Source organism: Brucella sp. NBRC 113783, assembly GCF_040372265.1.
GTDB classification, from domain to species: Bacteria; Pseudomonadota; Alphaproteobacteria; order Rhizobiales; family Rhizobiaceae; genus Brucella; species Brucella teleogrylli.
Window position 1 is genome coordinate 754,776 of record NZ_BAABRX010000003.1, and the last position, 21,216, is coordinate 775,991.

A 21,216-nucleotide genomic window follows, 5' to 3' on the forward strand; every position below is an offset into this window, starting at 1 on the left:
TACGTCATGACCAATTCTCACTACCGCGACACCAGACTGTTCATCGATGGCAAATGGGTAGAAGGCGAAGGCGGCACGCCCATCGCCGTACTCAATCCGGTCAATAATGAAACCATCGGAACGGTTGGCGTTGCCTCGAAAGCCCAACTTGAAGCGGCAGCACTAGCTGCCGAACGCGGCTTCCACATCTGGCGCGATATGAGCGTCTTCGAACGCTCGAATATTCTGCGCAAGGCCGCCACACTGCTGCGCGAGCGTGCCAAGGACGCTGCGCATCTACTGACGCTCGAACAGGGCAAGCCGCTCGCCGAAGCACTCGCGGAAATCAACGTCTCCGCCGATATTTTCGACTGGTTCGCCGAGGAAGCCCGGCGCGCATACGGTCGCATCATCCCTGCGCGCGACCGTTTCGTTCGCCAGACAGTGTTCAAGACGCCGATCGGCCCGGTGGCTGCCTTCACACCGTGGAACTTCCCGGTTTCACAGACGGCCCGCAAACTGGGCGCTGCGCTCGCCGCCGGTTGCTCGCTCGTCGTCAAGCCTTCGGAAGACACCCCCGCTTCCCCAACTGTTCTGGCCGAAGTGCTGCATGAGGTTGGTCTTCCTGCTGGCGTCGTCAACTTCGTCTATGGCGTACCAGCCGACATATCGAGCTATTTGATCGCGCATCCGGCCATCCGCAAAGTCTCGTTTACCGGATCGGTTCCGGTCGGCAAGCACCTTGCCTCGCTGGCAGGTGCGCATATGAAGCCCGCCACGATGGAGCTTGGCGGCCATGCACCGGTTTTGGTCTTTGGTGACGCCGACATCGCGGCAGCAGCAACCACGATGGGTCGCTCGAAATTCCGCAATGCCGGCCAGGTCTGCGTCTCTCCGACCCGCTTCCTGATTGAGGACAAGGCTGTCGATCAGTTTGTCGACGTGTTTCTTGAGGAAGTCGGTCGCGTCAAGGTTGGCTCCGGTCTCGAAGCCGACAGCACCATGGGGCCGCTCGTTTCGCAACGTCGCGTGGAAGCAATTGAAGCGCTCGTGGCCGATGCCCGAGACAAGGGCGCCAATCTTGCTGCCGGTGGCAAACGCATCGGCAATTCCGGCAATTTCTATGAACCGACGGTTCTGACGAATATCACGCGCGATATGAACATCATGAATGATGAGCCGTTTGGCCCAGTGGCACTGATCATTCCGTTCTCCGATGCGGAAGAAGCCTTTAGCGAAGCCAATCGCCTGCCATTCGGCCTTGCTTCTTATGCGTTCACGCAATCGGCAGCACGGATTGCCGAACTCGAACACCGCGTCGAGGTTGGCATGCTGACCATCAACCACCTTGGTCTGGCTCTGCCGGAAGTGCCGTTCGGTGGCGTCAAGGACAGTGGCTATGGTTCCGAAGGCGGTAGCGAAGCCATCGAACCTTATCTCACGACCAAATTCGTCACGGAACGACACGCGGTGTAATCTGTACTGACCAAACAGACATTATAAAACGGCACTCCGTTGGAGTGCCGTTTCTTTTTTGCGCCGTCATTAGAGCAGTTCCGGTTAAAACGGAATCGCGGAACCGCTCTATCTATTTGTTTTTAAGCATTATCCCACGCATCGAAGCAAGATCAGAAATCAGTCCAGTGGACTGATTTCCCTGTGTAGACGCTAAGCACTTTTGCTGGAAATGCTCTAGCTCAAACAATAGCCCCCGCATCACAGTCAGCAATGCGGGGGCCTATCTTCGCTATAGTCTGCTGATGCTCTAAGCGCGGAGGCTCGCCGTTCTTTCGAGATCGATCTTGAAGGTGCCCGGTTCCTCATCATTGGAAACCAAAGCAACGCGATAGACCTTTTCGGCAGCTTCCGGGGACAACCAGCCACGGTTTGCGGTTGCAAGCACGCGCTTTGGATCGCGTTTCAGCGGATCGCCGTAACCGCCACCGCCCGAAGCTGTAAAAGCAATCTTCGCTCCGTCTTCAATGACGACTTCCGCAAAAGCGGGCAGCGTTTCTTCCTTGCCTTGGCCCACAATCTTGACCGTTTCCGAAGCCTTGCCCGTACCGCCGCCCAAGACGCCACGTGGCGGGAAGGTCGTGCCATCGGCGGCGTAGACAATCGTCATATCATGGTCGAGCGGGTAGAAAACGCCGCCAACTGTCGGTGCCCCTTCAAACTCACCATAACCCTGCGAGTCCTGAACAACACCGCGCCGCTCGATGATGATGGGATACATCGATTCATCGACCTCAACAGAGTCCAGCTGGATCAAACCAGCATTTGCCGGGCCGCAATAGGTTAGCCAGCCGTCATGGCCGTGCAAAGCGCCTCCACCGGCATATCCGACAAAGACCTGGTTCACATAGCCCTTGCCATCCTTGTACGGGTCTTGGCCTGAAATGACCCCAACACCTGCTGGCAGATGCGAGCCGCTTTCGGCTTGACCATATGGCGCGCCCATCTGGGAGAACACCGCATTGCCAGCAATCATCAACCGGTCATTGACGTTGGTCGTGGCAACGGAAGTTCCAACAGGATATTTGGGCCTGCCGATTGCGGAACCATCTCGCAACAATACCTTGATCTGGGATTTCGCGCCCTCATTATGTGGGACGCTTTCATCAAGATTGTTGAACACACCAATGCGGCATGATCCGGTCGCTGTGTTCTCTGACAGATTAAGGCCGCCTGGAACGCAATCGATATTGTCTCGCGCATCAACGACTATCTCGCCTTTTTCAGGATCGACATTGATGGTCAATTTGACGGGAATGCCTTCGTCGGCAACGCCGGGCACCGGGTCGTGACGAATTTCGTAGCTGTACTGACCAGCAGGAAGCTTCGCAATGGCGGCCTTTGCGCATCGCGCACCATAATCAAACCAGTCTTCCACGAAGTCCATCACCGTTTCCGGTGAATAGCGTTCCAGCAATTCGTGAATTCGACGCTCACCAGTGCGGCAGGCTCCAATCTGTGCACGCACATCGCCAAGCCACATTTCCGGCACGCGATTGCGCATGGAGCCAATGCGCAGAATATCCGCCTTTTCCTTGTAGTTTTCTGCAATGCGCACGCAGGGCCAGTGCATCCCTTCTTCAAAGATGTTCTTCGCGAATGGGAGATAGGTTGATGGCGTCGGCGCACCGGTATCAGCATGGTGCGACAGTGCCATCATCCAGAATAGCGGTTTGCCCTGATAGAAAACCGGCATAGCCACAATCAAGTCGGCATGGTGCGTGCCGCCCGTAAAAGGACAATTGTTGAAGAAGATGTCACCCGGCTTGATATCGTCGAAGAGTTTAGTGATCGGGCGTGTCGCCAAATCCATCGACATGACGTGGATAGGCAAAGCGTCTTCAACCGATACCAGGCGATGATCATAGGTCAGGATAGCGCAGGAAAAGTCGCGCGCGTTCTTGATAACAGCCGACCGGCTCGCGCGCATGACGACAAGCGTCATCTCGCGCACCACAGCCTCAAAACGGCTTTTGAGAACGGACATAAGAAACGGATCTACGCGACGGGCCGCACCCGTATCAGATATTTTTGTGCTCATATTCATCACTGAACCTTTCTGATCAGGCTACCTGGACAACAAGGTTGCCATATGTATCCACGGTGGCGTCGTGCCCCTTCTTCAGGTAGGCGGTAAAGGTTTCGGCATCGACGATGCACGGCCCTGCAAGTTGCGCGCCAGCGCCAAGTCCCGCCAGTTCGTAGACCGGCAGTTCCTCTTTCGCCTTGATTTCGTGGCTGTACACATTGCGGAAACCCTTCGGTTGGACCGCACCGTCCTGACTATGCAGCGTATGGCTGAGCCAAACGTCCTGTCCGGTACGCTTGCCAATCGCACGCAATTTCCAGGCTGTGAACTCGACCACATCACCATCCGCGCGAATGGAATAAATGCGTTCATGCATCTTGTGAAATGCTTCAACGAATTCTGCCAATTGGGCCTGCGTGACTTGGCCATTTTCAGGCGTGAACGGAACTTCAATCTCGAAGGATTGATACTCATACCGTCCCATGAAACTGAATTCGAAGCGCCGGTTCTCACGCGTAACACCGGCCTCATCAAGAAACCCGTCGCCGGACTCCATCAGCCGCGACAGGATTGCGTTGACACCTTCCGGATCGAAGCGTTCGCTCGAGGTCAAAAGCACGCCGGTATCCTCGCGACGGATATCCGAGATCAGACCGCCAAAAGCCGAAAGACCGGCCATGAAGCGGGGGATCATATAACGTTTCAGACCGAGAATATCGGCCATCTCCGCTATATGTATAGCGGTTGCACCGCCACCGCAAACGAAGAAGCTGTCACGCGGGTTGATTCCCTCGCGCACGGTGATTTCTTCAATTGCGGCCACCATGTTGTGGTTCGAGGTCGTGTAGATGGCATAGGCAGCTTCCTCATTGGAAACCCCAAGCTCGCCTGCAACCTTCGACAAGGCCTGTTCGGCCAAATCCTTCCGCAACTGCATTTTGCCGCCCAGAAAATAGTCTGGATCGACAATCCCCAGAACGACATTGGCGTCAGTAACTGTCGGCAACTCGCCACCCTTGTTGTAGCAGGCAGGCCCCGGACGCGCGCCTGCACTATGGGGCCCAACATGCAAGAGACCGCCAGCATCTACCGACGCGATTGACCCCCCACCGGCACCCACCGAGCGCACGTCAACCTTGGGAATGCCGAGACTGTCATGATGGATCATGCTGTCAGGCGTCACAATGATCTGATGGTTGCGCAAAGCGGAAACATCAAATGTCGTTCCACCCATGTCACCCACAATAATGTCTGGCTCGTCGGAAAGGGCAAGCGCGGCCATTGGAGCAAGAGTCGGACCCGACATGACCGAGTAAATCGGCTTCCGGATCATTTCTGCAACCGGCATCATACCGCCAACACAATTAGCCAGCAGCAACTCACCGCCGAAGTTGGTCTCGTCCAGTGCAAGGCGCAGCTTTTCGATATAGCGCTTGACGATGGGGTTGATCGAAGCATCGATTGCAGCGGCGATGATGCGCTTGTATTCGCGCGGCATCGGATTGATTTCATGGCTGAGCGTGATGGCGACGCCCGGCAGCTTCTCTTCCAATATCTGGCGTATTTCCAACTCATGTTCCGGATTAACCACGGACCACAGCAGACCTACGGCAATCGCTTCGACTCCGAGCTTCTTGAAGTCTTCCGCTGCTTTCACAACGTCATCGCGATTGAGCGCCGTGACTACGCGTCCACGCGCATCAATGCGTTCACTGACGGTGCGTGTCAGGTGACGCGGCACATAAGCTTCGGGATAATCCAGCCGCCACTGAAACGCCCCCTTGCGTGGACCTTCGCGCAGAACAAGTACATCCTGATGGCCCTCGGTAACGATCAGTCCAACCTTGACGGTTTTACGCTCAACCAATGCGTTGGTCGAAACGGTGGAACCATGCACAATAAGGTCGACCTGCTTGAAGAAGGCATCAGGGGTTAGATCATAACCTTCGGCGGCAACATGGAGGACATTGATAAACCCCTTCTCGAATTCGCCCGGTGTCGTCGGCGATTTAAAGATCGAGATTTCACCTTTTTCGTTCGAAACAAGGCAGTCCGTGAAGGTACCACCAATATCGATGCAAACCTGATATGTCATTTGATCCTCAAGATATCTCTTTTGGGGTCGATAAATGAACGGCGAAGCCGCCCGTAATGCGAATACGAAAGCCCTGGACTAACGCTGTGTCTGCAGCTGTACGACGACCAGAGAAACGATGATGATGAGGCCAAGGAATATCTGCTGGAGATAGCCATCAACCTGAATGAGGTTCATACCGTTGGAAAGAACCGTGATGAAAAGTGCTCCAATCAGGGCTGCGGTCACGCCGCCCTCACCACCGGTAAGGCGCACACCACCAACAACTGCCGCTGCGATGGATTCCAGTGTGAGATTTCCACCAAGATTGGGTTCGCCAGAGCCTGTACGTGCCGTCAGCATAATCGCTCCAATGGCCGTCAGCAGCCCACAAACGGTGTAGGCCAAGATGACAGCAGGCGCTGCCCGAATACCGGCCGCCCGCGCAGCCTTGGGGTTCGCACCGATGATATAGAGACTACGACCGAATTTGGTGGCGGTCAGGATAAAACCGAGCACAATGAAGACCAATGCAAGCACCCATATGGGCGCGGACAGACCAAGGAATTTTCCTTGCGAGAGCACAGCGTTGAAGACTGGAGGCAAGCCAGTAATCGGGAAGCCACCGCTGACAGTCGAAGCCAGAGCAAGGATGATATTGGCCATACCCAGCGTCACCACCAAAGCGTTGAGCTGGAACCCGGCGATGAGCACGCCATTCGTCAGGCCGATTGCTGCTCCGACAAGAAGCGCTGCGCCCATTCCAAGCAATACGGACGTGCCGTCACCACCATTGACCATCACCATGGCCGAAACCACGCTGATCAATGAAATATTGAAGCCAAGCGAAAGGTCGAAACCGCGTGTCAAAATGACGAAGGTTTGCGCCATCGCAAAGATTGCAAGAAAACTCGCCTGCACGACGATGTTCTGGATGTTGCCGAGCGACCAGACGCGCGGTTCCACCAAGCCGAACAACAGGAGAGTGGCAAGGATTGCAAGCGGCAAAACCAGGCTGGTGAGGCGATGTGAAATCGACATGGATCTTTTGATGACAGGCCGGGAAGTCGTGGTGTCGGACATGGTCATTTCCTCACCTGAAGCAAACGTTCGATCCCCAAAGCGCCGATCAACACCGCGCCAAGCATCAACGTCTGAAATTTACTGTCTATCTGAAGCAGGTTCATCGCATTGCCGATCACCGTCAGGAACAATGCTGCTAGAACAACAAGTTCCGCTCGCCCTACCCCGCCACGCAGTGACACGCCCCCAATAACAGCAGCGGCGATTGTTTCCATAGCCAGCGTGCTGCCGATGGTAGCCTGCCCGGACCCAAGCCGAGCCGTCATCAGAAAACCGGTCAGAGCCGCGAGAACACTGGCAAGCACATAAGTGGATACGATCACACGCTTGACCTTGATGCCGGAAAGAAGTGCTGAACGGGGATCGCTGCCAACCGCATAGATATGACGTCCGAAAGCTGTATGACGCTGCATCACGACACAAAGTATCGCGACGGCAAGAACGATGATCATGATCACTGGTATGTTCATGATCTGATTTCGACCGATGCCTTTGATAAAGCCGTCAAACACGCCGTAAACAGGAATACCTTGCGTGAAATAAAGCGCGACGCCCATGATGATGGAAGTCACCGCCAGCGTGACCATGAAGGGCGAAATGTTAAAGGTCGCAACTAACGCACCATTAATAAGCCCCACCAGTCCACCAAGTGCGAGGACAGCCAATAATACAAGCAATGTTACGTAGAGTTCCATTCCCGGAAACATGGGTCCCACGACAAGCATGATCGTGGCTGTAACCAATGTTCCTCCGGCAACGACAGCACCAACCGAGAGATCGAAGCCGCCGATTGTCATAACCAGCATCTGCGCGAGAGCAGGCAGCGCCAGAAATGAGAAATTTCTCATCACATTGATCAGATTGAGCCGGTTCAAAAAGCTCGGCGCTATCAGCGAGGTAATGATCAGGGACAATGCCAGGAACGTAAACACGATACCGCCACTGGCGATAAACCGCTGGAGAAAATGCGGCCCGCTATGAGGGGCAGCTTGTCGGGCGACGGTATCCGTCATGCTATCAGTTCCTTCCCGGCGCTTTCCCCAAAATAGTGAGACAATACGCTCGCTTCGGATTTTTCATTTTCCTGGATTTCCGCCATGATCCGACCTTCATGCATGACATAAATGCGTGTCGACAGATTGATCAGCTCGGGCAATTCCGAAGTGGAGACAATGACACAGGCACCGCCCTCCACGAGACGCTTGATGTATCGGTAGACATCGGCCTTGGCGCCCACATCGATCCCCACCGTGGGCTCATCAAAAATACAGACGTCGAAATCCTTCATCAGACCGCGCGCCAGCATGATTTTCTGCTGGTTTCCACCCGAAAATGCTCGCGCACGCCTTTCGGGATCGAAGGGGCTAAGCGCCAGTTCCTTCAGCGGACTAGCGACCACTGACGCTTCTTTTCTGTGCTTGAAGAATGGGCCAATGGAAAGACTTGGCAGGTTTAAGCCAGCCATGGTTACATTCTCGCGGGCGGGGCGGATCAAGGCCAATCCTTCCTCGCCACGGTCTGCAGGAAAATAGCAAAGATGGTTGTCCAGCATGACTGGAGGCGTCGGACGCTCTACCACTTTGCCATGGAGTTCAACGCGTCCGGACGATATCGTTTCGAGACCAAAGATGGCGCGACACAATTCCGAGCGCCCACAACCGACCAAACCGGCAAGACCAACAACCTCACCCGCTCGCGCATAAATGCTGGCATCGACGACAGTACCGTTTTCAACCGAAAGCCTGTCGATCTTCAGAGCAACTTCGGTCGGACTGGTTGTGATCTTTGGAAACAGTTCCGAGACCGGGCGTCCGATCATCATCTCGATCAAACCTTCGTCACTGATCTCACCGGTATTCACCGTTCCGATATATTTACCGCCACGCAGAACTGTCACGCGATCAGAGAGATTGCGTAGTTCCGCCATGCGGTGGGATACGTAAATGATGCCGACGCCCTTTTCCTTCAATCGCCGGATAGTGCGGAACAGCTTTTCCGCCTCACCATCAGTCAACGATGCCGTCGGCTCATCAAGGATGAGAATTTTAGGGTCAAGCCGAAGCGCTTTGGCAATCTCGATCATTTGCCGCTGAGCACGCGACAGATGCCCGACCATCGCATCCAGCGGAACATTAAACTCCAGCTCATCCAGCAACTGCTGGGCCTCGGCGCGCATAGCCGCTTTCTTGAGGAAAAGCCTGCCACTCTTTTCGCGCGCCAAAAACAAATTTTCCAGTACCGTCAAATCCGGAACAAGGCTGAACTCCTGAAACACCGACGCGATACCAAGTTCACGCGCAAGTGCGGGGTTCATTTTGTTGTAGGTCTTTCCATTCACCGTCAGCTCACCCGCCGACGGCTCGAAAGTTCCAACGATCAAATTGATGAGCGTCGACTTCCCCGCACCATTCTCACCGAGAAGCGCATGGACCTCGCCAGGCTTCAGGTGCAGCTCAACGTTGCTCAACGCGGCAATGTTGCGGAAATTCTTTGTCAGCCCTTTGATGTGAAGCATGTTCATTCCCGATCAATGATCCCCGCCCGGCCTCTTTCGAGGCCAGACGACGTCGCATTGTTGAAAGGCGAAACTGCCTGAAAACGCAGCCTACTTGGCGTTGACCGAAAATACCGGACGCGTATTGGCTGGGGCGAAGATCTGCGTCGTATCAAAACTGTCGATATTGTCCTTCGTGACAATACCAGGAGAAACGAGCAGCACCTTCTCGTGCGGTTTCTTTTCAAGGGCACGAACAGCAAGATCAACGCCAATACGACCCATCATGACCGGATACTCAGTTGCAAAAGCAACAACTTTTCCGCTCTTGACCGCATCCAGCATCGTCTGGTTTTCATAGGACGAAACGATCATCACATCGTCACGCCCGGCATCTTCCACCGCGCCAATCGCAGCTTCGGCAGTTGGGGCCCCACCCCAGATCACGTTCATATCGGGATAGGTCTGCAGTGCATCTTCTACCAGACGCAACTGTGCTGGAACGCTGGCCTCACCAAACTGCTCGGCCAGCAACTTGATATTGCCTTCTTTGACGGAATCCCGGAAGCCGCTCATGTAGGTTTCCGCCCATCCGGAACCCTGAGGTCCGGGGAAACCAACTGCTTTCCCTTCCTTGTCGCCAAGAAGTTTCTTGGCATACTCGCCGGTCTGATAGCCCTTCTGATAGAAGTCTGGTGTGACGCGGGCAGTGATCGGCGTTTCGAGAATGGGGTTCGCCACAGCGATATTGACGATGCCCTTGTTCATGCCTTCAGTGATCTTCGCAGCGACGCCCGCTTCCGAGATTGGCGAAATCAGAATGGCATCCGCGCCGGCCGCGACGCAATCGTCATATTGCGAGATTTGCTTGGGAAGTGATGTGTAGCCGCCAGCCTGATAGATCGTCAGATTGACGCCCAGACGCTTGGCTTCCTCTACCATGCCGTAGTTGACCGACACCCAGTAGCCATCCTGAATATGAGGATAGAGAACGCAGAGGTTCCACGGCTTTTCTGCCTTCTCCAGCGGCGTGTATTCAATTTCAGAGACCGACTTCAGATCACCGTCCTTCGCGGACTGGATCTTGAAGGGCCACCATTTTCCGGATCCATCTGCAGCAAGTGCGGTTGCTGAAAACGAGACAGCCAGCGCCAGTATGGACGAGCCAATAGCATATTTCAGATTCATATCGAGACGAGCTCCCATTTTGCCCTCTGCGGTTGATTTTGTGAGGCGATTTTGCCTTCTTTTATTCGTTAACGCTTATATAGAATGACCACCCTGTCAATGAGATTGGATACATTATGTTTTATTTTTTCTCATTTGACGCTGAATAATCTACTTATAAGCCTCAAATGTATCCAATCACATTTTAATGCATGTCGCCACCGGGCTATTAAAGCCCGGTGCGCTCGTTCAGATTTTTGCCTTTAAGCCCGACCGATTGCGGCCAGCGTTTCATCCAGCGACTTCTTCGTTGCCGCGACAACATCATCCACCTGCGAAGGCGTGATGATCATGGGCGGGCAAAACGCAATCGCATCGGCCATGTTGCGCGTGATGACGCCATTGCCGAACATCGCCGCATTGGCGAGACCACCCAGTGTGCCGACTTTTTCGTGTGGCGCCTTGGTTGCCTTGTCACCAACCAGTTCAAGCGCGGCAATCAGGCCAACGCCACGCACTTCACCAACCAGCGGATGGTCGGCCAATTCACGCAGGCGCTTTTGCATATAGGCGCCTGTTTCACGCGCATTGGTCACCAGATCGCGCTCTTCGATGATCTTGAGGTTTTCAACCGCAACCGCAGCCGCAACCGGATGACCCGAGCCCGTATAGCCGTGACCGAATACACCAAGGCGTGCACTTTCATCCGCCACCGGCTGATAGACGCGGTCATTGAACATGAAAGCCGAGATCGGCAGATAGGACGACGAAATCTGCTTCGACAGCGTCATAATATCCGGCTTCATATTGAAGGTCTGCGAGCCGAACATATTGCCGGTACGACCAAAGCCGCAGATCACTTCGTCGGCGATCAGCAGAATATCGTATTTATGCAGCACGGCCTGGATCTTTTCCCAGTAACCTTCCGGCGGAACAACGACGCCGCCTGCCCCCATCACCGGCTCGCCAATGAAGGCTGCAACCGTTTCCGGTCCCTCGGCGAGGATCATGTCTTCCAGATCCTTGGCAAGACGCGTGGTGAATTCATCGACCGTCTCGCCCGGCAGTGCATCACGGTAATAATGCGGGCAGGTCGTATGCAGGAAGCCCGGCAGCGGCAGATTAAACGAGTTGTGATTGACCGGCAGGCCGGTGGCGCTTGCCGATGCAATCGTCACACCATGATAGCCGCGCTTGCGACCGATGACCTTGGTGCGCTGTGGCTGGCCCATGGCGTTGGCGCGGAACCACAACATCTTGATGATGGTGTCATTAGCTTCCGAGCCGGAATTGGTGAAATAGACCTTGCTCATGGGAACCGGCGCGATGCTGATCAGCTTTTCGGCTAGCTCGATGACGGGGGGATGCGACCGGTGCGTGAAAGTGTGCGAATAAGGCAGCTTCAACATCTGCTTGTGCGCAGCATCTGCAAGACGCTTTTCCGAAAAGCCGACGCCGACGCTCCAAAGGCCCGCCATCGCCTCGATATAACGCTTGCCGTTATTGTCTTCGACGTAGATGCCATCACCCTTTTCGATCACCGCTGGGCCGATTTCTTCGTGACGACGCGCATTGGTGTTGGAATGGAAATGATAGGCGATGTCGCGAGCTTCAACGGAATTGGGCTGTCTCGTCATGTAATTCCCTTTCAAAGCCGGTGGACCGGCTATTACGGCCTCTTATTTCCAGATGCAGCCCGAGACAGCAAAGCTTATGCTGTCGACACACGAAATCGTGGAGGCTGATCGTTCTTTTAAAGGAAGCTATAGATAACTTTACCTTCGTGCAACATATTTGATGCATCAAACTACAAATATGATAAAAAGCCATATTGGATGTTAGTGGAGAGCGCACGCATGCACAAAATTGCTGAATTGCAGACTCTAGTGCACGAGAACCTAGGCGATGTCGTTTATCGCAAACTCTCGGAAGCCTTGATGCGTGGCAAGTTTGCCCCCGGCACGCGGCTGACCATTCGCGAGCTGGCGGCTTCGCTGGGCACATCGGTCACGCCGGTTCGCGATGCACTGCTTCGGCTCATTCAGGACAACGCCCTCATCCAGAAAACACCGCGCGACGTGCGCGTGCCCATCCTGACACCGGAACGCTATTGCGAGATACGCGATATTCGGGTGCGACTGGAAGGGCTGGCGGTCAGCCGCGCTGCTGTTGCAGCGACACACGAAGATATTGCCCGGCTCTGGTCCATTATTAGTGACAACGAGATCGCGATTAAGGAGCAGCGCTGGGAAGATGCTCTAGAGTGCAACCAGATTTTCCACTCGGCTTTTGCAGAAATTGCGCGGATGCCGTCGCTGATTACAATCCTTGGAACCCTTTGGCTCCAGATGGGTCCGCTGATTGCAGGCATATATGAGTATGGCGGCCGTCACATGATTGAAGATCACTATATCGTCGTGAAAGCAATCCAAGCGCGTGATGCGGAGGCCGCGGAAGCAGCGCTTGCTAAAGATATTCTGGATGCAAGCGAGCTTATTCTCGAAAGAATTGCGGCACTCTCGGAGGAGTGACCTTCCAATGCGTTCAAGAATTCAAATTCGTCTTTCTTTGGTGCGAAGCCGTTTCGTCTGGTTTTACCCGATCTGCTCGACCTCTATAAATTCCTGAATGAATACATTGAACGGCACCGGGCGGTCTTGTTGAGAAATGCCCGCGATCCGGGCACGCTGTTTGTCAAAACAGTCAAGACAAACAGCAAGGATGCAGACTATGATCAAACGACATTCTACGAGGCTTGGCGGCTCACAATTCAGCGATACGGTATCTATAATCCTTATACGGACCGCGGCGCGATAAGAGGATTGCTTCCGCATGGTCCGCACAATGTCCGGGACGTCCCGGCTACTCATATTCTGAAGCAAACCGGCTCCTACGAACAGGCCAGCTATGCAATCCAGGATACGCCGGACATGGTGGCGAGCCACTATGGGAGATTTCTGCCCCAGGATAAGGCCGCGCTGGCCGCCAGGATACTCAATCAGGTCTGGATGGAAGCGTGAAGAGAACCGCGCCCAACATTAGCCACCTTATGGGAGCGGTGCCGCACGCAGCCGCTCTCTCAACAGAACATGAGCGAAAATTCGCCTTCCTGCGTCGTAATGATATCCACACAGTTAAGCGCTGGCGGTGATGGCATTAAGCAAAAGTTTTCTTTATGTTCGCATAATGCGGGTGAATTGCTGATCTAATGTCAGAAATATTCCCAGGGAATACGCTAAGCGGAGCATAATCATGCAGACCGAATTCGTCCATCGTTATGCCGCGCTCGGCCATCATTTCTTTCAGATTGCGTAAGCTCAGATTGTAAGTCAGGTACCATCGAACACACAGAAGGATGACGGACTTATCGAAATGATGGCCTTTGAACATCGAATAATCCAGCTTCTAGAGAGCTGGAAACCCTATATCAATGCTCGTTGACGAAACGTTTGCAACAGATCCTTCAGAATGAATGTTAATTTCAGTTGCTCAGCGGAATGTCTGCTATTGGAAACAGACAGACACGTTTTAAATGCGAAGATGAATGCGTAAAGCGGTCGTAGAGAGCTTTGATTGCCAGTCAACAACGGGCCTTCGCAACCATCCGGTGTTCAATATCGTGTGTGTTAAACGTGCCCCACCGCCGCTAAAAAGTGCTGTACAGATATTGCGCGGTAAACAGATCGAGATGCCCGCCACCGACATTCTTGTAGACCGTGATCTGGCGATCATCGCTGCGGCCCGGATGTTTTGACTGACATAGCTCAATCAAATCAGCTTCGATCTGCTCATGCTTGATCAGTCCAGTGGCGAGCGGAATTCCGAGTTCGCCCGAACCATCACAGCAATGGCGCGTATCGACAAATACCCGTCCGGCACGACGGAACACGTCATCATCGGCTTCACGCATGTCCGGCATATAGGCACCGATCAGATCGACATGAGCGCCCTCTTTGAGGAGTTTTCCCTTAACCAGCGGATTGGTCGACATGGTGACACACGATATGATGTCCGCCATCGATACTGTGTTATCGAGATTCTCCACGGCAACGATGTCGACGCCAGCAATGTCAAGTCGGCTGGCAAGTTTTTCCGCCCTGTCGAAGTTGCGGTTCCAGATAAAGACTTGATCGATCGACGGTCGGCTGGCGCAATGAGCCTGCACCACATGGGGCGCTAGCCCCCCGGCACCAACCACCAGCAAGGTACGGGCGTCCTTGCGCGCCAGCAGGCTGGCGCCAAGTGCCGAATCTGCCGCCGTCTTCTTGAAGGTTTCAATGGCGCCATCACAGACCATGAGTGCTTCGCCGGTCTGACCGCTGAACAGCGTTACCGTGCCTTGGATCGAAGGTTGGGCCACAGGAAGTTTGACATTCGCAGGGAAAACACCGACCAGCTTGACGGCAACCGCCTCCCCTTCGAGCCAAGCTACCAGGGACACAAACTGGTTGTCTGCGCTTTTCCGATCCTGAAGCACGGTCGTGTCGCTTTGCGGTCGTTTGCCGCTCGCATGCGCTTGACGCAAGGCTTCGATCAATCCCGGATAATCGAGCGCGGCTTCGGTTTGCTGTGCATTGAGAATTATCATCATTCGTTCCTGTCACGCCACGCGCTTCAAAAAACTTTTAGTACGCGGATGTTGTGGATTGCCAATAACCTTTTTAGGCGGGCCGGATTCAACAATCACGCCACCATCCATGAAAATCAGGTGGTCGGCGACTTCGCGGGCGAAGTTCATTTCATGCGTGACGACAATCATGGTCACGCCGTCTTCGGCCAACTGGCGCATCACCGCCAGAACCTCACCGACCAGTTCCGGATCAAGAGCTGATGTGGGTTCATCAAAAAGCATCAGCCGAGGCTGCATGGCCAATGAACGGGCAATCGCCACGCGTTGCTGCTGCCCACCGGAGAGCTGGTCGGGATAATAATTCGCGCGCTCGGTAAGGCCGACTTTTTCCAGCAACTTCATCGCCGCAGCAATGGCCGCCTGACGGCTAATCTTACGCACGATCATAGGCGCCTCGATGATGTTTTCCACCACGGTCTTATGGGGGAAGAGATGGAAGCCCTGGAACACCATGCCCATTTTCTGGCGCTGGCGTGCCAGTTCGTTGAAGGACATCGTATAAAGCCGCTCACCCTGCCAACGCATGCCGATCGGCTCGCCTTCCAGCAACACGGCACCCGAATCCGGCACTTCGAGATAGTTCAGACAGCGCAGCAATGTGCTTTTGCCGGAGCCGGATGGGCCGACAATGCAGGTCACGTCCCCCTTTTCCACCGTTATGTCGATGCCGTCGAGCACCCGGTGATTGCCAAAAGATTTGGTCAGTCTTTCCACCTGCAGCAGTGGCAAGCTCGCGGGCGTTTCATTCATTTTTGATATCCAAGCGCAAATTTGAAGGGCAGCAGTCTGGACAGGAATGACGCGGAACGGGTGATCTGCCGGGATTTCAGGTGGTTCTCGATATGGTGTTCGATGATAGTCAGGGCGGTTGACAGGATGAGATACCAGATCGTAGCCACGATCAGCAGCGGAATAGTCTGATATGTGCGCGAATAAATCATCTGCGCCGAATAGAGCAGATCGGGCAAGGCAAGCACGCTGACCAGCGACGTGAATTTCAGCATTGAAATGGTGTCATTGCCGATCGGCGGAATGATAATACGGATTGCCTGCGGCAGCACGATGCGCTTCATGATCTGAAACCGCGTCATGCCAAGTGTCGCGGCGGCCTCGGTCTGGCCCGGATTGATCGCCTGGATGCCAGCGCGGATGGTTTCGGCGGCATAGGCGCTTTCTGTAAAGGACAGGCCAAGCAGTGCTGCACTCATCGGCGTGATCAGCGTGTTCATGTCCCAGGACCACAATGTCGGCCCGAACGGAATGCCAATGGTCAGATTGGGAACCAGAAGCGCCAGATTGTACCAGAAAATCAGCTGAACCAGGGGTGGAACGCCGCGAAAGAACCATATCCACAGCCAGCTTGCCCATTGCAGCACCGGATTGGCCGAAAGGCGCATCACGGCCAGTATGATGCCGATTGCAAAACCGAAGATCATTGCGGCAAAAGTCAGGAACAGCGTGCGCGCCAAGCCAGCGAGAATGTCGGGATGAAACATGTAGCGCACAACAATGTTCCATTGCAGGTTCTCATTGGTCGCCAGCATATTGACAAAACTCAATGCGATCAGAATGAGCACGGCGCCGGTGATCCATCGAGACGGATGGCGCACGGGTATCGGTTTGACACTATGTATATCCGGCCGATGCGCGACCGTCTTTGCTGTTCTTGCCATGATTTACTCCAGACTACCGTATCGTGTTTAGCGAAATTCGTATTCGAACTTACCAAACCCGCCGGCCCGTGTTCCGGGCCGGCCCTTGCGCAATGGACCGCGGCTGTATTCGCACCGCCGCCGGCTGACGGGCGTTCTCATTCAATCGGCCCTGACTATTTTGGCTCCGGATTGTCCTTAGTAACCAGAACCGCCTTTTCCAGGGTGCCGGCGCCATCAACGCCCCACTTTGCCATGATTTCCTTGTAGGAGCCGTCATCGATCATGGACTGGATGGCATCACGGAAAACTGGCCCAAGCGCATCACCCTTGCGCACGCCAATGCCGTTGAAGACCGGATTGCTGACCAGTTCAGATACGCTGAAGCGCCCCGTAATCTTGGCCATATAGTGCATTTTTGCCGATCCGGCCGCCACCATCTCAACACGCCCCGAGGACACAGCCAGTTCGGCGGCGTTCTGGGTGGTGAATTGCTGCAGGTTAATCGGCTTCTCACTGGCGGATTCGCACAATTCCGCGCTCTTTTCCTTCAGATATTGGTAGTCCCAGGCACCTGTCATCACTGCAACGCTATGGCCGCACAGATCTTTTTCCGACTTGATGGAAAAGTCCTTGCCTTTCAAGAAGGCATAGGCAGTGCCTTCCTTACGCTGAGGAATGAAATCAAGCGAATCAAGCCGTTCCGGCGTCACACCGAAGGAAGAAAATCCGGCGTCAAAACGCTTGCTGGCCAGGCCCGGAATGATGGCGTCGAAACTGGTTGCGGTAAATTCGAATGTCACGCCAATGCGTTCCGACATGGCTTTGGCCATGTCGATGCTCCAGCCTTTCAGGACGCCGTCTTCGACAAACTCGTCCGGTGGCCAGTCATTGAAGGCAGCAATCTTGACGCCCTTCCTGTAATTCTCCGGCACAGCGTCCTGTAGTGCCTTGATCGGTGCGGCATGCAGCGAGGTGATGCCGGCGGCCGTGGCCAGCGCCGCCAGCGCTACCATCATGCGCCGGGATGCGGTTTTGCGACGATTGGTCATTTATCTCCCCTTTTGATTGGAATTTTATCCCCGTGCGAGGCTCGTCTTCTACTTGCGTTGCTGATAATGATATGCGAACGTTCTCACAATATAGCCATTGATTGATCGCATCCGTCAAGTTGAAAGTTGAGATCAGGCCCAACTTCGCCTATGAAACGGTACAGGTATTGAGCAGCGTGCAACTGCTTGGAAGGAACGCGCAGACATGAGTGAACGACGCGCCGACAAGACGACCATTGCCGATGTGGCGCGCCTGGCCGGCGTCAGCACCGCGACCGCCGGACGGGTATTGGGCGGCTATGGCTATACCAGCGAAGAAATCCGCGACAAGGTGAAGAAATCCGCTGATACGCTGGGCTATCGCCCCAATCTGCTGGCACGCAGTCTTATCACCGGGCGCAGCAAGACCATAGGCGTTGTCGCGGGCGACATGCAAAGCCCGTTTTACGCCAGTATTCTGCGCGGTATTTCCGATGTGGTTCGTGCGCGCGGCTTTGGCCTGATCGTCACCAACAGCGATGAATCGATCGATCGTGAGCTGGAGGCAGTGGATCTTCTGCGCGAAAAGCAGGCCGACGGCATCATCATTGCGCCCTGTGATATTCTCAAGGCGCAGCACTTGCACGATGTCGTTGCCAGCGGCTGTCCGGTGGTCCAGATCGATCGCCGCGTCAAGGGATTGAAGGCAGATTCGGTGACCGTCAATGGCCGCCAGGCCGCCCACGCCGCAGTGACCCAAATGATTCTCGACGGCCATAGTCGCATTGGCGTACTGGCGGAACTCGAGCATGGCCGCTACAAGAATCTCAACGCATTTCTTCACGACCGCCAGCACAAGAAAATCGATATTTCATCGCTTTATCCGAGCTGGCAACGTCTGCTCGGCTATATCGAAGCGCATGAGGAAGCCGGGATCGCCTTTGATCCGAGTCTCGTTGCCCAGGTGGGCAGCTATTCGATCGATATTGCCCGCCAGCACGCCATCGCGTTGCTGACCCGGGAAAACCCGCCTTCAGCGCTGTTTACCACCGATGGATTGATGTCAGCCGGCGCCATGCTGGCGATCAGCGAACTCGATATTTCCATTCCGCAGCAACTGTCCGTGGTCTGCTTCGACGATCTGGACTGGATGTCGTTCTTTACCCCTAAACTGACGGCAATCCGGCAGCCACTGCTCGAAGTTGGCGAAGCCGCGGCGCGTCTAGTCCTGGAGCGGCTCGATAGCGCCGATCGGGCGCAGCAGGATATTGTGCTGCATGCCGAATGGCAGCCGCGCTGTTCGCTCGCCCACCATCCCGGTTGATCTGGCCGGCCTTAACCTCAAAAAGACATGCGCAGCCGACTCAATCCTGCAACTCGGCTATAGGCTCGCCGAGATCAATCGGCGCGGCATGACCTGTACCGCCATATTGGCCACATGTCGCCGCAGCAACGCGTGACGCCGCCTGTAGCAATGTTGCGGGCGCCTCGCCCTTCACCAGGCCATAAAGGGTGCGGGCGATGAAACTGTCGCCAGCGCCTAACGTGTCAACCGCCACAATCGGCGTTGCTTCGGCATGGAAAACCCCTTGCGCACCGGCAAGAACTGCGCCCTTGGTGCCGCGGGTGACCAGCACCCAATCCGCGCCGCTCTCGCGCAGGCAGCCAATGGTCGCCGTAACCTCGTCCGGCGAAAGCTCACCGCCCGAAACAGCGGCCAGAAAGCATTTCGGGCCGATGCGTCGATAGTGTTCCACGTCGCGACGGATGGAGAAATCATAGGACAGGCGTTGCGGCGCAATAGCATCCAGCCAGCCGTCAAGGCCACTCGACTGACCGATATGGACGGCATCGAACCGGCGCGCAAACTGAATATCGGCAGCGCTCGGCTCAAACATCGACACTCCGAGATCAAAGCGGATGAAATAGCGATCATTATTGCCGCGATGACCAATGATGCAATAGGCCGTCTTGCCTGTGGCCTCCATACGCAGATGCGAAGTATCGACCCCCTCGTCGCGCAGTGCGGTCTGAATGACCCTTCCGGCCGCATCCGCGGCAACCACGCCGATATAGGCCGCCTCGGCCCCAAAACGGCTCATATGGATAGCGACATTGACACAGTTACCGCCCGGAAACATTTCCCGACGCGAAATGTAACAATCGACGACATTGTCGCCCATCGCCGCGATTTTGATCATTCTTATTTTCCCAATTGACAAGATGTGAGAACGTTCGCACACTAAAGTAGAACTGTCAACGTATCGCGGGATTGGTACCGGGAAATGTTGCACTGGACCGGAACGGCTGCCGATCGGCACAGCCGGGCTCTTCAAGACGCTGAAAAGAGGAATAGAATGCCCAAACAACTTCCTACCGATATTGCTGAAACCTTGAATGCGCTTGCGCAGCGGGATTTTTCGCATGTGTTTCTGGTTGCCTGCGGCGGATCGCTGTCAATCATGCATCCGGGCAAGTATTTTCTGGATCGCCATTCGGGACTGCTGACCTCTGATGTCTATAATGGCGACGAGTTCGTCACACGCGACCCGCGTCGCCTCAACAGCGATGCCATTGTCATTCTGTGCTCCCAGACGGGCACCACCAAGGAAACGGTGCGGGCGGCAGAACATGCCCGTCGCCGGGGCGCCTGCGTAATCTCCCTGACGCTGGATCCGCAATCGCCGCTCGCCGCCGCCGCCGACCACGTGCTGCAATACCAGGCGTCCTACACCACCGGCATCCCGATCGATGGTGCCGACAGCAATTACAGCGTGCTTTACATGTTGCTGGCGGGCATTGTCGATTTACGCGACAAGACCAGCCTGCTGCCCAAACTGCTGGAAAGCCTGCCGGCACTGCAACCGGCCATTGAACGCGGTCAGCAGCATTTTGATGAAACCTTTACCAGATATGCAGAGCGCTATGGCCGCGAAAAAGTCGTGTACACCATGGCTAGCGGTCCGGTTTATGGCGCAGCCTATTCATTCTCCATCTGCGTGCTCATGGAAATGCTGTGGATCAACTCGCAAGCTATCCACGCCAATGAGTTCTTCCATGGCCCATTCGAAGTCGTCGATAAAAATGCCTGCTTCGTCGTCATGATTGGGCTCGATGAAACGCGTGCGCTGGCCGAGCGTGGCCGGGATTTCCTGTACCGTTTCGGCGAGCCGGACAATATGTTGGTGCTGGATGCAGCGAAACTCGATCTCGCTGACATAGATGACACTTTCAAGGGATATTTCGTGCCGTTGATTTTCTTCGATGCTCTTTGGAAATTTGCCTATAAGTTGGCGGCGAAACGTGAACAGGTCATGCTGGACGGTCGCCGCTACATGAAAAAGATCACCGACTACTAACAGCACCCCGGCTCAATCTTCGTTGAAGTTGGGCCGGGACTACTACCGTTCCCGACATTGCCATGGCTGCTCGCTAGGTGTTGTCACGTTAAGTTTCTCTGGCCGGAAAGGCCAGGGGCTCGTAGATATTCAGGCGAAACAGGCCGCAATTTTCCATGCATCGAAAGCTTCGAGGCGATGGTAGCGAATTGTGTGTGCGGCTC

General features: G+C 54.9%; 16 protein-coding genes and 2 pseudogenes. 5 read left to right on the forward strand and 13 right to left on the reverse strand.

Annotation, left to right across the window (positions count from 1 at the left end):
- Nucleotides 1-6 precede the first annotated feature (6 nt).
- Nucleotides 7-1,455, forward strand: a complete 1,449-nt coding sequence (locus ABWW11_RS14125) for an NAD-dependent succinate-semialdehyde dehydrogenase (RefSeq protein ID WP_109365710.1) — start codon at nucleotides 7-9, stop codon at nucleotides 1,453-1,455.
- A 289-nt stretch (nucleotides 1,456-1,744) separates the two neighbouring features.
- On the opposite strand, the gene ABWW11_RS14130 is transcribed toward ABWW11_RS14125, so the two are convergent.
- The 7 genes from ABWW11_RS14130 to ABWW11_RS14160 form a co-directional block, all read right to left on the reverse strand.
- The gene (locus ABWW11_RS14130; protein WP_244597019.1) at nucleotides 1,745-3,481 is read right to left on the reverse strand and encodes a hydantoinase B/oxoprolinase family protein; all 1,737 of its coding nucleotides are present in this window, start codon (nucleotides 3,479-3,481) and stop codon (nucleotides 1,745-1,747) included.
- Between the two features lie 76 nt (nucleotides 3,482-3,557).
- On the reverse strand, nucleotides 3,558-5,618 hold the full coding sequence (locus tag ABWW11_RS14135) for a hydantoinase/oxoprolinase family protein (RefSeq protein WP_109365708.1): 2,061 nt from the start codon (nucleotides 5,616-5,618) through the stop codon (nucleotides 3,558-3,560).
- 78 nt (nucleotides 5,619-5,696) lie between these two features.
- Nucleotides 5,697-6,680 carry an ABC transporter permease gene (locus ABWW11_RS14140; protein WP_109365707.1) on the reverse strand — a complete coding sequence of 328 codons (984 nt, stop codon included), beginning with the start codon at nucleotides 6,678-6,680 and terminating at the stop codon, nucleotides 5,697-5,699.
- A 2-nt stretch (nucleotides 6,681-6,682) separates the two neighbouring features.
- The gene (locus ABWW11_RS14145; protein WP_109365706.1) at nucleotides 6,683-7,693 is read right to left on the reverse strand and encodes an ABC transporter permease; all 1,011 of its coding nucleotides are present in this window, start codon (nucleotides 7,691-7,693) and stop codon (nucleotides 6,683-6,685) included.
- Entirely contained in the window at nucleotides 7,690-9,195 is a 1,506-nt protein-coding gene (locus tag ABWW11_RS14150) for a sugar ABC transporter ATP-binding protein (RefSeq protein WP_109365705.1), read from the reverse strand. The genes ABWW11_RS14145 and ABWW11_RS14150 overlap by 4 nt, the downstream gene beginning before the upstream one ends.
- A 90-nt stretch (nucleotides 9,196-9,285) precedes the next feature.
- Nucleotides 9,286-10,380 carry a TMAO reductase system periplasmic protein TorT gene (torT, locus tag ABWW11_RS14155; protein ID WP_244597018.1) on the reverse strand — a complete coding sequence of 365 codons (1,095 nt, stop codon included), beginning with the start codon at nucleotides 10,378-10,380 and terminating at the stop codon, nucleotides 9,286-9,288.
- Between the two features lie 224 nt (nucleotides 10,381-10,604).
- Nucleotides 10,605-11,978, reverse strand: coding sequence for an aspartate aminotransferase family protein (locus ABWW11_RS14160; protein WP_109365703.1), 1,374 nt, complete (start codon nucleotides 11,976-11,978; stop codon nucleotides 10,605-10,607).
- A 219-nt stretch (nucleotides 11,979-12,197) separates the two neighbouring features.
- Here ABWW11_RS14160 and ABWW11_RS14165 point away from each other — a divergent pair, with 219 nt between their 5' ends.
- The gene (locus ABWW11_RS14165) at nucleotides 12,198-12,872 is read left to right on the forward strand and encodes a GntR family transcriptional regulator (RefSeq protein ID WP_109365702.1); all 675 of its coding nucleotides are present in this window, start codon (nucleotides 12,198-12,200) and stop codon (nucleotides 12,870-12,872) included.
- Nucleotides 12,873-13,361, forward strand: a pseudogene (locus ABWW11_RS14170) (hypothetical protein); the annotation flags it as partial.
- A gap of 232 nt (nucleotides 13,362-13,593) precedes the next feature.
- Here the strand turns inward: ABWW11_RS14170 and ABWW11_RS14175 are convergent.
- The 5 genes and pseudogenes from ABWW11_RS14175 to ABWW11_RS14195 all read right to left on the reverse strand — a co-directional run.
- Nucleotides 13,594-13,731 (reverse strand): annotated as a pseudogene (locus tag ABWW11_RS14175) (IS6 family transposase); the annotation flags it as partial.
- Between the two features lie 256 nt (nucleotides 13,732-13,987).
- Nucleotides 13,988-14,929: a bifunctional Delta(1)-pyrroline-2-carboxylate/Delta(1)-piperideine-2-carboxylate reductase gene (lhpI, locus tag ABWW11_RS14180; RefSeq protein WP_036586996.1), complete on the reverse strand. Its 942-nt coding sequence runs from the start codon at nucleotides 14,927-14,929 to the stop codon at nucleotides 13,988-13,990.
- A 12-nt stretch (nucleotides 14,930-14,941) separates the two neighbouring features.
- Entirely contained in the window at nucleotides 14,942-15,721 is a 780-nt protein-coding gene (locus tag ABWW11_RS14185) for an amino acid ABC transporter ATP-binding protein (protein WP_319081130.1), read from the reverse strand.
- Nucleotides 15,718-16,644 (reverse strand): amino acid ABC transporter permease, encoded by a 927-nt coding sequence (locus ABWW11_RS14190; protein ID WP_051517825.1) that lies wholly within the window; start codon nucleotides 16,642-16,644, stop codon nucleotides 15,718-15,720. The genes ABWW11_RS14185 and ABWW11_RS14190 overlap by 4 nt, the downstream gene beginning before the upstream one ends.
- Before the next feature lie 155 nt (nucleotides 16,645-16,799).
- Nucleotides 16,800-17,675 (reverse strand): transporter substrate-binding domain-containing protein, encoded by an 876-nt coding sequence (locus ABWW11_RS14195; protein WP_109365698.1) that lies wholly within the window; start codon nucleotides 17,673-17,675, stop codon nucleotides 16,800-16,802.
- 205 nt (nucleotides 17,676-17,880) lie between these two features.
- Here ABWW11_RS14195 and ABWW11_RS14200 point away from each other — a divergent pair, with 205 nt between their 5' ends.
- Nucleotides 17,881-18,978: a LacI family DNA-binding transcriptional regulator gene (locus tag ABWW11_RS14200; RefSeq protein WP_109365697.1), complete on the forward strand. Its 1,098-nt coding sequence runs from the start codon at nucleotides 17,881-17,883 to the stop codon at nucleotides 18,976-18,978.
- Between the two features lie 40 nt (nucleotides 18,979-19,018).
- Here the strand turns inward: ABWW11_RS14200 and ABWW11_RS14205 are convergent, their stop codons facing one another.
- Entirely contained in the window at nucleotides 19,019-20,080 is a 1,062-nt protein-coding gene (locus tag ABWW11_RS14205) for a PfkB family carbohydrate kinase (RefSeq protein ID WP_319081128.1), read from the reverse strand.
- Here ABWW11_RS14205 and ABWW11_RS14210 point away from each other — a divergent pair.
- Complete coding sequence (locus tag ABWW11_RS14210) at nucleotides 20,012-21,013, forward strand: SIS domain-containing protein (RefSeq protein ID WP_036586989.1); 1,002 nt, start codon at nucleotides 20,012-20,014, stop codon at nucleotides 21,011-21,013. The two genes, ABWW11_RS14205 and ABWW11_RS14210, sit on opposite strands and share 69 nt — an antisense overlap.
- The last annotated feature ends 203 nt before the right edge of the window (nucleotides 21,014-21,216 follow it).

What these genes read in the sequence shown, in the direction of transcription:
- ABWW11_RS14145 (WP_109365706.1), bottom strand. Translation starts at nt 7,693, where the DNA reads ATGACGGATACCGTCGCCCGACAAGCTGCCCCTCATAGCGGGCCGCAT.
- ABWW11_RS14185 (WP_319081130.1), bottom strand. Translation starts at nt 15,721, where the DNA reads ATGAATGAAACGCCCGCGAGCTTGCCACTGCTGCAGGTGGAAAGACTG.
- torT (WP_244597018.1), bottom strand. Translation starts at nt 10,380, where the DNA reads ATGGGAGCTCGTCTCGATATGAATCTGAAATATGCTATTGGCTCGTCC.
- ABWW11_RS14200 (WP_109365697.1), top strand. Translation starts at nt 17,881, where the DNA reads ATGAGTGAACGACGCGCCGACAAGACGACCATTGCCGATGTGGCGCGC.
- ABWW11_RS14160 (WP_109365703.1), bottom strand. Translation starts at nt 11,978, where the DNA reads ATGACGAGACAGCCCAATTCCGTTGAAGCTCGCGACATCGCCTATCAT.
- ABWW11_RS14140 (WP_109365707.1), bottom strand. Translation starts at nt 6,680, where the DNA reads ATGTCCGACACCACGACTTCCCGGCCTGTCATCAAAAGATCCATGTCG.
- ABWW11_RS14205 (WP_319081128.1), bottom strand. Translation starts at nt 20,080, where the DNA reads ATGCGAAAAATCCCGCTGCGCAAGCGCATTCAAGGTTTCAGCAATATC.
- ABWW11_RS14135 (WP_109365708.1), bottom strand. Translation starts at nt 5,618, where the DNA reads ATGACATATCAGGTTTGCATCGATATTGGTGGTACCTTCACGGACTGC.
- lhpI (WP_036586996.1), bottom strand. Translation starts at nt 14,929, where the DNA reads ATGATAATTCTCAATGCACAGCAAACCGAAGCCGCGCTCGATTATCCG.
- ABWW11_RS14150 (WP_109365705.1), bottom strand. Translation starts at nt 9,195, where the DNA reads ATGCTTCACATCAAAGGGCTGACAAAGAATTTCCGCAACATTGCCGCG.
- ABWW11_RS14125 (WP_109365710.1), top strand. Translation starts at nt 7, where the DNA reads ATGACCAATTCTCACTACCGCGACACCAGACTGTTCATCGATGGCAAA.
- ABWW11_RS14165 (WP_109365702.1), top strand. Translation starts at nt 12,198, where the DNA reads ATGCACAAAATTGCTGAATTGCAGACTCTAGTGCACGAGAACCTAGGC.
- ABWW11_RS14130 (WP_244597019.1), bottom strand. Translation starts at nt 3,481, where the DNA reads ATGTCCGTTCTCAAAAGCCGTTTTGAGGCTGTGGTGCGCGAGATGACG.
- ABWW11_RS14210 (WP_036586989.1), top strand. Translation starts at nt 20,012, where the DNA reads ATGCCCAAACAACTTCCTACCGATATTGCTGAAACCTTGAATGCGCTT.
- ABWW11_RS14195 (WP_109365698.1), bottom strand. Translation starts at nt 17,675, where the DNA reads ATGACCAATCGTCGCAAAACCGCATCCCGGCGCATGATGGTAGCGCTG.
- ABWW11_RS14190 (WP_051517825.1), bottom strand. Translation starts at nt 16,644, where the DNA reads ATGGCAAGAACAGCAAAGACGGTCGCGCATCGGCCGGATATACATAGT.